Annotated in this window: 11 protein-coding genes; 8 read left to right on the top strand and 3 right to left on the bottom strand. The window is 66.1% G+C overall.

Going from position 1 to position 11729, the window contains the following annotated elements; translation table 11 throughout:
- Positions 1-26: 26 nt before the first annotated feature.
- Complete coding sequence (locus NQJ30_RS09795; protein ID WP_255769730.1) at positions 27-872, top strand: alpha/beta fold hydrolase; 846 nt, start codon at positions 27-29, stop codon at positions 870-872.
- A gap of 3 nt (positions 873-875) precedes the next feature.
- On the opposite strand, the gene NQJ30_RS09800 is transcribed toward NQJ30_RS09795, so the two are convergent.
- Both NQJ30_RS09800 and ptsP read right to left on the bottom strand, forming a co-directional pair.
- On the bottom strand, positions 876-1154 hold the full coding sequence (locus tag NQJ30_RS09800; protein ID WP_255769731.1) for an HPr family phosphocarrier protein: 279 nt from the start codon (positions 1152-1154) through the stop codon (positions 876-878).
- A 61-nt stretch (positions 1155-1215) separates the two neighbouring features.
- On the bottom strand, positions 1216-2901 hold the full coding sequence (gene ptsP, locus NQJ30_RS09805) for a phosphoenolpyruvate--protein phosphotransferase (protein WP_255769732.1): 1686 nt from the start codon (positions 2899-2901) through the stop codon (positions 1216-1218).
- A gap of 162 nt (positions 2902-3063) precedes the next feature.
- Between ptsP and NQJ30_RS09810 the strand changes: the two genes are divergently transcribed.
- From NQJ30_RS09810 to NQJ30_RS09840, 7 genes are all read left to right on the top strand, one after another.
- Entirely contained in the window at positions 3064-3792 is a 729-nt protein-coding gene (locus NQJ30_RS09810) for a TetR/AcrR family transcriptional regulator (protein ID WP_255769733.1), read from the top strand.
- A gap of 59 nt (positions 3793-3851) precedes the next feature.
- Positions 3852-5954 carry a PTS mannitol transporter subunit IICBA gene (locus NQJ30_RS09815; protein ID WP_255769734.1) on the top strand — a complete coding sequence of 701 codons (2103 nt, stop codon included), beginning with the start codon at positions 3852-3854 and terminating at the stop codon, positions 5952-5954.
- Positions 5954-7117: a mannitol-1-phosphate 5-dehydrogenase gene (locus tag NQJ30_RS09820; RefSeq protein ID WP_255769735.1), complete on the top strand. Its 1164-nt coding sequence runs from the start codon at positions 5954-5956 to the stop codon at positions 7115-7117. Before NQJ30_RS09815 ends, NQJ30_RS09820 begins: the two co-directional genes overlap by 1 nt.
- A 285-nt stretch (positions 7118-7402) precedes the next feature.
- Positions 7403-8353, top strand: a complete 951-nt coding sequence (locus NQJ30_RS09825) for a siderophore ABC transporter substrate-binding protein (protein WP_255769736.1) — start codon at positions 7403-7405, stop codon at positions 8351-8353.
- Positions 8354-8379: 26 nt separating this feature from the next.
- The gene (locus NQJ30_RS09830) at positions 8380-9387 is read left to right on the top strand and encodes an ABC transporter permease (protein WP_255769737.1); all 1008 of its coding nucleotides are present in this window, start codon (positions 8380-8382) and stop codon (positions 9385-9387) included.
- Complete coding sequence (locus NQJ30_RS09835; RefSeq protein ID WP_255769738.1) at positions 9380-10423, top strand: iron chelate uptake ABC transporter family permease subunit; 1044 nt, start codon at positions 9380-9382, stop codon at positions 10421-10423. Before NQJ30_RS09830 ends, NQJ30_RS09835 begins: the two co-directional genes overlap by 8 nt.
- Positions 10420-11178, top strand: coding sequence for an iron ABC transporter ATP-binding protein (locus NQJ30_RS09840; protein ID WP_255769739.1), 759 nt, complete (start codon positions 10420-10422; stop codon positions 11176-11178). The genes NQJ30_RS09835 and NQJ30_RS09840 overlap by 4 nt, the downstream gene beginning before the upstream one ends.
- 118 nt (positions 11179-11296) lie before the next feature.
- Here NQJ30_RS09840 and NQJ30_RS09845 read toward each other — a convergent pair whose 3' ends face one another.
- Complete coding sequence (locus NQJ30_RS09845) at positions 11297-11596, bottom strand: hypothetical protein (protein WP_255769740.1); 300 nt, start codon at positions 11594-11596, stop codon at positions 11297-11299.
- Positions 11597-11729 lie beyond the last annotated feature (133 nt).

The raw sequence follows: 11729 nt of genomic DNA on the forward strand, positions 1-11729 counted from the left end.
GTGTGGGACGGCTGTATGCTCGCTGGGTGAAACTCAGCGATGGCCGGGATATTAAAGCCGGGGGCCTGATCGGCCGGATTTACGCCTCCGTAGCGCCAGCGGCCGGCGCTGCCCCAGCACCCGACCCCAGGGCCCAGGCCGCCGCCGGAGTTGCGGCACCGGAAGCCGGAGTCCCGGCCCCGCGCCGGACCTTTGTCCTGCTGCATGGCATCGGAGTCTCCCACCGCTACCTGGCCAGGCTGCACCGCGAGCTGGCCGCGGACTCTGACGTCTACTCCTTCGACCTGCCCGGGTTTGGGGACGCGCCCAGGCCCCGGCGTCAGGTTCCGGTGGGTGAGTATGCGGCCTTTGTCAGCGCCGCATTGGCCGAGGCGGGGGTGAGGTCCTGCGTGGTGGTGGGGCATTCGATGGGCACCCAGCATGCGGTTGAACTCGCACTGCAGGAACCGGACGTCGTGGACGGGGTGGTGTTGATGGGCCCGGTGGTGGACCCCCGGCGCCGGTCTGTTGCGCGGCAGGCGCTGGCCCTGACCCGTGACGCCATGTTCAGCGAGAGCCTGTCCGCGAATGCCGTGGTCTTCTCGGACTACTTCCGGGCAGGCCCGCGCTGGTACTTCACCGAACTGCCCGTGATGATGGAATACCCCGTGGAGGCCCGGGTTCCGGGAGTCAGCCAGCCGGTTCTTGTCCTGCGTGGCAGCAAGGATCCTGTCGCGGGCCGCAAGTGGTGCCAGCGCCTCGCTGCTTTGGCGCCCCAAGGCAGCCTCACTGAAATTGCGGGCCACGGCCACGTCTTCCAGCACACCGCCACGGGACCGGCGGCTGCTGCGATCACCGGCTGGGCCCGCAGCGTGGAACGCCCCGGAACCTAGGGGCTATTCGGCGTCGAGGTCCGTTTCCAGGAGCTTGACCAGCGAATCCAGCGCCGCGTCGGCGCCGTCACCCTCTGCCCGGAGCACCACCACGTCCCCCTTCGCCGCGCCCAGCGTCATCAGGGACAGGATGCTGGAGGCGTCCAGCGCCTCATCCTCCGGCTCGCCCTGCATGGCGATGGTGACCTCCACGCCCACGTCCCCGGCGGCCTCAGCGAAGAGTGCGGCGGGGCGGGCATGCAGGCCGGAGCGGCTGGCGATGGTGGCAATGCGTTCGGGCATGGGTTCCTCCTGGTTGGTGCTGTGGCGGTGGCTGGGCAACGGTGTGCTGCCGGGGCGCTGTCTAGAGCCCGAGTTCTTCGAGTACGGGGAGCTTCTCCCGCACCCAGGCGCGGGCCTCGGTGGCGCTCGCCGCGGACAGGGCCAGCTTTGCCAGTTCCTGCGCTTCGGCGAGGGTGACCGTCTTCAGGACCGCCGCCACGGCGGCGAGGGACCTGGCGGTCATGGACAGGGTGTTGACGCCCAGGCCGGTCAGGACGACGGCGAGGGCGGGGTCGGCGGCGGCCTCGCCGCAGACCCCCACGGGCTTGCTGTTGCCTTCCGCGCGGGAGCCTTCCACGGTGAGTCCCACCAGGCGCAGGACGGCCGGCTGCCACGGCGTGTTCAGGTTGGCCAGCGGGCCCAACTGGCGGTCCGCGGCCATGGCGTACTGGGTGAGGTCGTTGGTGCCCAGGCTCGCGAAACCCACCTCGCGAAGGATGGCTTCCGCGGTGAGCGCGGCGGACGGAACCTCCACCATGACCCCGGGGGTCTTGATCCCGGCGTCCGCACACATGGAGGCGAAGCGGGCGGCCTCTTCGGCCGTGGAGATCATGGGTGCCATGACCCACACGTCCGCCTCAGACTGCTTCTCCGCCAGCGCGATGGCTTCCAGCTGGCGGTCCAGGACACCCGGGGTGGTGAAGTCCGTGCGGTAGCCGCGGACGCCCAGCGCCGGGTTTGGCTCGGTTGAGTCGGTGAGGAAGGGGAGTGGCTTGTCGGCTCCGGCATCGAGCGTGCGCAGGACCACTTTTTTGCCCGGGAAGGCGTCAAAGACGCTCTTGTAGGCAGCGGCCTGTTCCTCGACGCTGGGTTCGGTGTCCCGCTCCAGGAAGCAGAACTCGGTGCGGAACAGCCCCACGCCCTGGGCTCCCAGTTTCGCTGCGGCTTCGGCGTCCTTGCCGCCGCCCACATTGGCGAGCAGCGGCACCAGGTGGCCATCCGCCGTCGCACCCGTTCCGGTGAATGCGGACAGCAGGGAGGCCGTGGCAGCCCAGGCCTCCGCCGCTGCGCGGAAGGAATCGTCCGGTTCCGACGTGACGCTGCCGGCAGCGCCGTCAACATAGACTTCGGTGCCGTCCGCCAGCCCGTCCACGCCCACCGCAGCAACCACCGCCGGCAGGCCCAGGGAGCGGGCGATGATGGCGGTGTGCGACTGCGGACCGCCGCCTGCGGTGACGAGTGCAAGGACCTTATTCGGGTCCAGGGTGGCGGTGTCCGCCGGGGCCAGGTCCTCGGCCACAAGAATGAAGGGCGTGCTGGAGGAGGGGATGCCGGGCGCGGGCACACCCCGGAGCTCGGCCACGATGCGGGCGCGGACATCCAGGACGTCGGTGGCGCGTTCAGCCATGTAGCCGCCGAGGTTGTGGAGCATTTCCGAGACCGAGGAGCCGGACTCCCAAATGGCGCGCTCACTTGAGGTGCCGCGGGCCACGAGTTTGGCCGCGCCCTTGATCAGCATGGTGTCCTTGGCCATCAGTGCCGTGGCTTCCAGGACCGCCTTGCCGTCACCCGTGGCGTGGGCGGCGCGGGCCTTAAGTTCGTCATGCACCGCCTGGGACGCCGCCTTCAGCGCCGCAGTGGCCTCCTCGGCCGACGTGCCGGCCGCCAGTTGCTCGCCTGCCGGGGGTTCGCTGATCGGTTTGGGCATCTGCCGGATGGTTCCGATGATGCGGCCGGGGCTGACGCCTACTCCTGTGAAGGTCTGCACTGAAGGTCCTCATTCTCTGCCGGTAACCAGGCGCGCCCGGGGGTGGTCCCGGCGCCATGCCGGGGCCGCCGCAACAACCGCGTGCGGCGGGTGAAACGTGCCTGAAAAAATTGTATGTGATTCAGTTCATATAGCAATGCTATAGGTGATAGGGTAGCGGCTATGAGTTTGGATGGCCAGCTTCCCCCCAAAATGCGGCTGCTTAAAGCAGCCGCAGAATTGCTGGCAAATTCCGCCGGGGCAGCCGTTTCCACCCGCCAGATCACCCAGCTGGCAGGCGTCACGGCGCCCACCCTGTACCACCACTTCGGTGACAAGGAAGGTCTTTTCGACGCCGTAGTCGCCGCAGGTTTTGAGGAGTATGTTGCGGGCGAAAGGGATTTCGCCCCGTCCGGATATCCGCTGGAGGATATCCGGCGGATGTGGGACAACCACGTCCTGTTCGGGCTCAAGCAGCCGGAACTGTACCTGGTGATGTTCGGCAACATCCGCCCGGAAAGCCGCCCCGCCATCGTTGCCGATGCCGAGGCCCTGCTGGAGGAAATGCTGACCAAGGCGGCGGCCGCGGGCCAGTTGAACGTCCAGCCCCGCGAAGCGGCCAGGTCCATCCTGGCCGCCAACGTGGGCGTGACGCTGATGCTGATCGCGGAGCCCGCCGCCGAACGGAACCTTGAACTGTCCACCATGACCCGGGACGCCATGATCTTTGCGGTGTCCACGGAGCAGGCCGCAGGAACACCCGCTGAAGACTCCGGGAGGTCCTCGGTGGTGGTGGCGGCCATCGCGTTGAACGCGGCGCTCCAGGCGTCGCACTCAGACCAGCTTTCAAGCTCGGAACTCAAACTGTTCCTCGAATGGCTCCACCGAATCTCCACCAGCACGTCGTCGTAAACAGTCGTAAATATCGGACCCATCCTGCGCAGCAGCGGGAATGACGGTTAGGAAATCACATGGCAACGCAGACAGTTGCAAAACCCCGCACCAGCGTGCGGGTTGGCGTCCAGAAGTTCGGGACGTTCCTGTCCGGAATGATCATGCCCAACATCGGGGCATTCATCGCCTGGGGCCTCATCACAGCCCTCTTTATCGAGAAGGGCTGGATCCCGGTCCCTGGCTTGGGCGGCTTCGGCGAAACCGACGGAAAGCCGAACATCGGCCTGGTTGGCCCCATGATCACCTACCTGCTGCCGCTCCTGATCGCCTACACCGGCGGCCGGATGGTCTATGACGTCCGCGGCGGCGTGGTGGGGGCCATCGGCACCATGGGCGTGATCGTGGGCGCCGGCATCCCGATGTTCATCGGCGCCATGATCATGGGCCCGCTCGGCGGCTGGACCATGAAGAAGATCGACTCGATCTGGGACGGCAAAATCCGGCCCGGCTTCGAAATGCTGGTGAACAACTTCTCGGCGGGCATCTGGGGCGCTTTCTTGGCCATGGTTGGATTCTTCGGCATTGCTCCTCTGGTCCAGACATTCAGCACCGGTGCGGGCAATGTGGTGCAGTTCCTGGTCAATAACGGCCTGCTGCCGCTGACCAGCATCTTCATCGAACCGGCCAAGGTGCTGTTCCTGAACAACGCCATCAACCACGGCGTGCTGACCCCGCTGGGCATCCAGCAGTCGCTGGAACAGGGCAAGTCCATCCTGTTCCTGCTCGAGGCCAACCCCGGCCCGGGCCTGGGCATCCTGCTCGCCTACACGTTCTTCGGCAGGGGTGCAGCCAAGGCGTCGGCTCCCGGCGCGGCGCTCATCCACTTCCTGGGCGGCATCCACGAGATCTACTTCCCGTACGTCCTGATGCGCCCGCTGCTCATCTTGGCCGCGATCGCCGGCGGCATGACAGGTATTGCCACGCTGGCCATCACCGGCTCCGGGCTTGTTGCGCCGGCGGCTCCCGGCTCCATCCTCGCCGTGCTCGCCCAGACGTCCCGCGACAGCTACGTAGGGGTAATCCTCGCGGTGGTCCTGGCCACCACGGTTTCCTTCCTGGTGGCCTCCGTGATCCTGAAGACCACCAAGCACAGCGATGAGACGGACCTCAGCGATGCCACGTCCAAGATGGAGGCCATGAAGGGCAAGAAGAGCTCCGTCTCCTCAGTCCTGACCGGTGCCGCTGCGGGCGCTGGCGCGGGTGGCGGCGTGGGAACCGCCGTGCTGGCCGGTCCCATCCGGAACATTGTGTTTGCGTGCGACGCCGGCATGGGCTCCAGTGCCATGGGCGCCTCGGTGCTGCGGAACAAGATCAAGGCTGCCGGGTTCCCGGACGTCAAGGTCACCAACTCGGCCATCGCCAACCTCAGCGACACCTACGATGTGGTGGTCACGCACCAGGACCTCACTGAACGGGCCCAGCCGGTAACCGCCAGTGCCGCGCACTTCTCCGTGGACAACTTCATGAACAGCCCGCGGTACGACGAAATCGTGGAACTGGTCAGGGAAAGCAACACCCCGGAATCCGCCGGCAGCGGCGCTGATACGGCCGGAGCGGGTGCTGCGGGCGTGGCAGCCGGAGCCGGTGCGGCGGCCGGAGCCGCGGCGGCGGGCCACGGCGCGCACGTTGCCGACACCCCCGTGGATGCGGCACCTGCCGCACCCGCCGACGCCACGGAAGCGGCGCCGTCGGACATCCTCGTGGCGGACAGCGTTATCCTCACCGGCAGCGCCACCACACGTGACGCCGCCATCGACGAAGCGGGCCGGCTCCTGCTGGACCGCGGCGCCGTGGACGAGGGATACATCGCGGCCATGCACGAGCGCGAAGAGTCGGTGTCCACGTATATGGGCAGCTTCCTGGCGATCCCGCACGGCACCAACGCGGCCAAGGACCACATCATGAAGTCGGCAGTATCCGTCATCCGCTACCCGGAGGGAATCGACTGGAACGGCAAGCAGGTGAAGTTCGTGGTGGGCGTGGCCGGCATCAACAACGAGCACCTGCAGATCCTGTCCTCCATCGCCAAGGTATTCACCAACAAGGCCCAGGTGGCCCAGCTGGAGGCGGCGACGTCGGTCGAAGAAGTCCTGGACCTGTTCGGAAAGGTCAACGCATAGTGAAAGCTGTACATTTTGGCGCCGGGAACATCGGCCGCGGGTTCGTCGGGTTGCTGCTGCACCAGGCCGGGTATGAGCTGGTGTTCGCGGACGTCGCGGAGGCCCTCATCGACCAGCTGGCGGCAGCCGACAGCTACAACGTCAACGAGGTGGGGGAGAACCCCACCGTCCGGACCGTGGATAATTTCCGGGCGCTGAATTCATCCACCCAGGAAGCGGAGCTGGTGGGCGAAATCGCGACGGCGGACATCGTCACCACCGCCGTGGGGCCGCACATCCTGAAGTTCGTGGCGCCCGCCATCACCAAGGGCATCGCCGCGCGCGACGCCGGGCTGGCTCCGCTCCAGGTCATGGCATGCGAGAACGCCATCAACGCCACCGACATCCTGCGTACCGAAGTGGCAGCGCTCTGGGACGACGCCGCCGGGGCCCTGGATTCCCTGGCGGTGTTCGCCAACACCGCCGTGGACCGGATCGTGCCCAACCAGGAACCCGGGCAAGGCCTCGACGTCACGGTGGAAACCTTCTATGAGTGGGTCATCGACCGGACTGCCTTTGGGGCGGCGGCGCCGGTGATTCCGGGTGCCACGTTCGTGGATGACCTCTCGCCGTACATCGAGCGGAAGCTCTTCACGGTGAACACAGGGCATGCGTCCGCGGCCTACTTCGGGTTCGAGGCCGGCCTGGAAAAGATCTCCGATGCCATGGCCGATCAGGACGTTGCCGAGGACGTGCGCGCGGTTTTGGAGGAAACCAAGCAGCTGCTGGTGGCCAAGCACGGGTTCAGCAACGACGAACAGGAAGCCTACGTCCAGAAGATCCTGGTCCGGTTCTCCAACCCGCACCTGCCGGATACCGTGACCCGTGTGGGCCGGGCGCCGATGCGCAAACTCAGCCGGCACGAGCGGTTTATCGGGCCGGCGGCGGAGCTGGCCGAGCGCGGGATCGTGCCCGAGGCCCTGCTGGGCGCCATCGCGGCTGCCCTGCGCTTCGATGATCCCGCCGACGCCGAGGCCACGGAACTCGCGGAGATCCTGGCATCCTCGTCGCCCGCCGACGCCACAGCCCGGATCACAGGGCTGGAGGCCGGCCACCCGCTGTTCGCGGCGGTATCCACGTTGGTGGAGGAGCGCCAGGCGGAGGGAGCCAAGGCCCCGGCCTGACCCCTATGCGGTCCTCGCCCGCCGCCTCCCACCCAACCCGCTACCGCACCCAGGAACGCTCTCTCTTTTCGAAACGCTCTCGCAGTTAATGCGGGTTTTCGGGGAACCCTATGGCACTAAAGCACGACGCCGGCACTCACCCGAGTGCCGGCGTCGTGCTTTGTGATCCCACCCACATATTTCCAAAAACCGGCCTGACGTTTTGAAGTTAGCCTTACCTTACTTATAGAGTCAGGGGACATTAGGCCACAAACTTGTGACGTTATTAGCGGACTGGAGATTGACGTGAAGAACAAGCTTTCGAGCTACCTGGGGGCACTGGCTGCGGGAGCGGCGCTTCTGACCGTGACTGCGTGCGGCGGCAACGCCACCGCGACGGCTGCTTCCGGGGCAGCCTCCAGCATCACCGTGGACCATGCGCAGGGCAGCACGGCCAACGTGCCGGTCAACCCGGCGAGGGTCTTCACGTTCGATCTCGGCGTCCTGGACACCCTCGACGCACTTGGCGTCGAACCGGCCGGGGTGCCCGAGGCCGGCTACCCGGCGTCTCTCTCGAAGTACGCGGATGCCAAGTACGAGAAGATCGGTTCGCTCAAGGAACCCGACTTCGAAGCCGTCAGCGCCGGCGCACCGGACCTCATCATCATTTCCGGCCGCACGGCAGGCGCGTACGAGGAGCTGAGCAAGATCGCCCCCACCATCGACCTGTCCATCGATGCCGCGAACCCGATGGAAAGCTTCAAGGACCAGACGGAGAAACTGGGCGCCATCTTTAACAAGACGGGGGAAGTTGACGCCAAGCTGGCCGGCGTGGACGCCACCATCGCCGCGACCAAGGCTAAGGCGGCAGATGCCGGCAAGGGCCTGATCGTCCTGACCTCCGGCGGCGAGGTCACCGCCTATGGCGCGGGCTCGCGCTTCGGACTCATCCACGACGTCCTGGGCGTGCCCACCGCGGCCGACGTCAAGGCCGACGGAAGCCACGGTGAATCCGTGTCCTTCGAATACATCAAGCAGGTCAACCCCGACCTGCTGTACGTGATCAACCGCGACACCGCCATCGGCTCCGAGGCCGCCGGCGGCAACCCTGTCCTGGACAACGAACTGGTCCGGTCCACCAACGCCGCGAAAAATAACAAGATCATCAGCCTGGACCCCGCCGCCTGGTACATCGTGGGCTACGGCTTGAACAACGTTGAAGCGATGGTTAACGCCGTTGCCGATTCGGTTGCCTGAGCTCCCGCACTAACCGACGTTCGATCATGACAACTACGGCGGTGCGGACCGTCGCCCCCGTTAGTCGCAGCCGGTCCCGCGAGCACGCGAGGCTGGCTGCGGCTGCCGCGGTGGTGCTCGCCCTGGCCACCATCAGCATGTTCGTCGGAGTCAGCGACGTGTCGCTGCCAGGGCTGCTCGCCGGCGACCCGGCCGCCGTCGACATTTTCTGGATTTCCCGCCTCCCGCGCACGCTGGCCGTGATCCTCGCCGGCATGGCGGTGGCCGTGGCCGGGCTGATCATGCAGCTGATGGCCCGGAACCGTTTTGTGGAGCCCTCCACCGTGGGCACCGTCGAGTCCGCCACCCTGGGCATCCTGGTGGTAACCGTGGCCATCCCGACGGCGCCGATCCTCCTCCGGATGGGCGTCGCCAGTGTCTTCGCCGTCTTAGGCACGGCCCTGTTCCTCGCCATCCTGCGGCGCCTGCCCGCCCGGAACACCCTGCTGATTCCGCTGGTGGGCATCATGCTGGGCGGTGTCATTGCGGCGGTCGTCACGTTCTTCGCGTACCGCTACGACCTGCTGCAGACCCTGAGCAACTGGATGATCGGCGACTTCTCGGGGGTCCTGCGGGGACGCTATGAGCTGCTGTGGATTGTGGCGGCCCTGATGCTGGTGGGGTTGCTGGCCGCCGACCGGTTCACCGTGGCAGGCATGGGGGAGGACTTCACCACTAACCTCGGCCTGAATTACAGGGCGACCATGCGCCTGGGCCTGATCATCGTCTCGCTGATCTCCGCCGTGGTGGTGACCACCGTGGGCGCTGTGCCGTTCCTGGGCCTGGTGGTGCCCAACATCGTGTCCTTGCTCTTCGGCGACAACCTGCGCCGCGCAGTACCTTGGACCGCCCTGTTCGGCGCCGGCTTTGTGCTGGTCTGCGACATCATCGGCCGGACCATCCGCTACCCCTACGAAGTTCCTGTGGGCATGGTGATGGCCGTGGTGGGCGCCATCCTGTTCCTCCTCCTGATCCTGAGGAAACGCAATGCCTGAAACTGCCACATCCAAGGTACCTGCCACGGCCGCCGCGAAGCCACCCGTCAGCCGTCCCGGGGCACAGCTGCGAAACCGCATCCGGAACGCCCCGCCCAAGCTGGTGATCGGCGTCCTGCTCGCAGCCACCATCGCCGCCGTCGTGTTCTTCCTGTTCAGCGACCTTAAGGGCAACGTGGGCTATGTGCTTCCGCGGCGCGCCCTGAAGTTGGCCGCGATGCTGCTGGTGGCCGTGGCGGTAGGCGTTTCCACACTGCTCTTCCAGACCGTCACCGCCAACCGGATCCTCACCCCCTCCATCATGGGTTTCGACTCGCTCTACATCCTGGTGCAGACAGGGCTCGTCTTCACCGGGAGTGCCGGGGCGGTCACCGCAGCGCCGCCCACGCTGCAGTTCGCCGTCGAGGTTCTCCTGATGGTTGCCTTCAGCGCCCTGCTGTACCGATGGATGTTCACCGGCGCCACGCGTTCCCTGCACCTGCTGCTGCTGGTGGGCATCATCCTGGGCAGCCTGTTCCGCGGCTTCTCCTCGCTGCTGCAGCGGCTCATGGAACCCAGCGAGTTCATCATCCTGCAGGACCTGTTCTTCGCCAGCTTCAACAACGTGGACCCGGCACTGTTGGGCGTCTCCGCCCTTATCATCTCTGTTGTTTGCGTAGGCGTATGGCGTGCCCGGCACACGCTGGACGTCCTGGCGCTGGGCCGGGAGCTGGCCATCAACGTGGGCGTGGACCACCGCCGCGTGGTGATGCGGATCCTGCTGGCCTGCTCCCTGCTGGTGGCCGTTTCCACCGCACTGGTGGGGCCTGTGACGTTCTTCGGACTACTGGTGGTCAGCCTCGGCTACCAGCTTTGCCGCGGGTTCAACCACGCCCGGCTGCTGCCGATTGTGGTGCTAATCGGCGCGGTGGCACTGGTGGGCGGCCAGTTGATCCTGGAGCGTGTTTTCGGCTTCGCCACTGCGCTGAGCGTGGTCATCGAGTTCGCCGGCGGCATCCTGTTCCTCTACCTCCTGCTGAAAGGCTCGCTGAAGTGATTGACGTCCGGAACGTCTCGAAAAGTTACGGCGGCCAGCAGGTCCTCGACGACGTCAGTTGCATGATTCCCCGCGGCGGCGTCACCTCGATCATCGGGCCCAACGGCGCGGGCAAGTCCACACTGCTCTCGCTGATCAGCCGGCTCCAGCCGCTGGAAAGCGGCGCCGTGACGGTTGCCGGCCTGGACGTTGCGGCCACTCCGAGCCGGGACCTGGCCCGCACCATGGCCATCCTCCGCCAGGAGAACCACCTCACCATGAGGCTGACCGTCCGGGACCTGGTGGCCTTCGGCCGGTTCCCGCATTCGGGCGGCCGGCCCACGGTGGAGGACCTCGCCATCGTGGAGGAGGCCATGGCGCATCTGGACCTGACAGCCATGGCGGACAAGTTCGTGGACGAGCTCTCCGGCGGCCAGCGACAGCGCGCCTACATCGCCATGGTCTTGGCGCAGGACACCGAATACCTGCTCCTGGACGAGCCGCTGAACAACCTGGACATGAAGCACTCCGTGGAGATGATGCGCCTTCTCCGCCGCCTCGCTGACGACCTGGGCAAAACCATCGTCCTGGTGGTCCACGACATCAACTTCGCGTCCTGCTATTCGGACACCATCCTGGCCATGAAGGACGGCCGCATGATCCACCAGGGCACTCCGGCGGAGATCATGCAGGCCGCCATGCTGCACGACGTCTACGACATCGACATCCGCATCGAGGAAATCGACGGGAACCGGATCGGCGTCTACTTCGCCTGACCCAAACGCTCTCTCACTTAGTGCGGCTTTTTCGGCAACGCTCTCGCAGTTAACGTTCGACGGCGGCACTCACCGTGAGTGCCGCCGTCGTGCGTTGATTTTGGCTGAATCGGCGGGCCTATTCCGTGGGCGGTGAACTGCCGATTGGGGCTGGCAGCCTTCGTGCCAGTGCGGTTTCCAGGTGACGCATGACCAGTGAGGCGGCGATCAGGGCGGCAGAAAACGGCAGGAAGAACAGCGTGACGAGCTGGAAAAGGGTCTGGAAAACCACGCCCAGCGCCTGCGAGTAGGCCGGTCCAAACATCAGCAACTGCATGATTTGGGGAGCCAGGATGACCGAGAACGCACCGATGGCACCCACGATAATTCCTGCCCGCAGAGTTTTCCTTGGCAATCCAGAGACCACGTTCTGATCCATTCCAGGCCCTCCCCCATTGAGTGACTTGTGCCAACGCCGGCTCCTCAGCCAAGCACGGGCCGGGCCGGATCACAAGGACCGCGTATGCCAGAAACGGCAAACCCTCTCCCACCAGTTGGTGGGAGAGGGTTTG

The organism is Pseudarthrobacter sulfonivorans (genome assembly GCF_024391045.1).
In the GTDB taxonomy this organism is placed as follows: domain Bacteria; phylum Actinomycetota; class Actinomycetes; order Actinomycetales; family Micrococcaceae; genus Arthrobacter; species Arthrobacter sulfonivorans_B.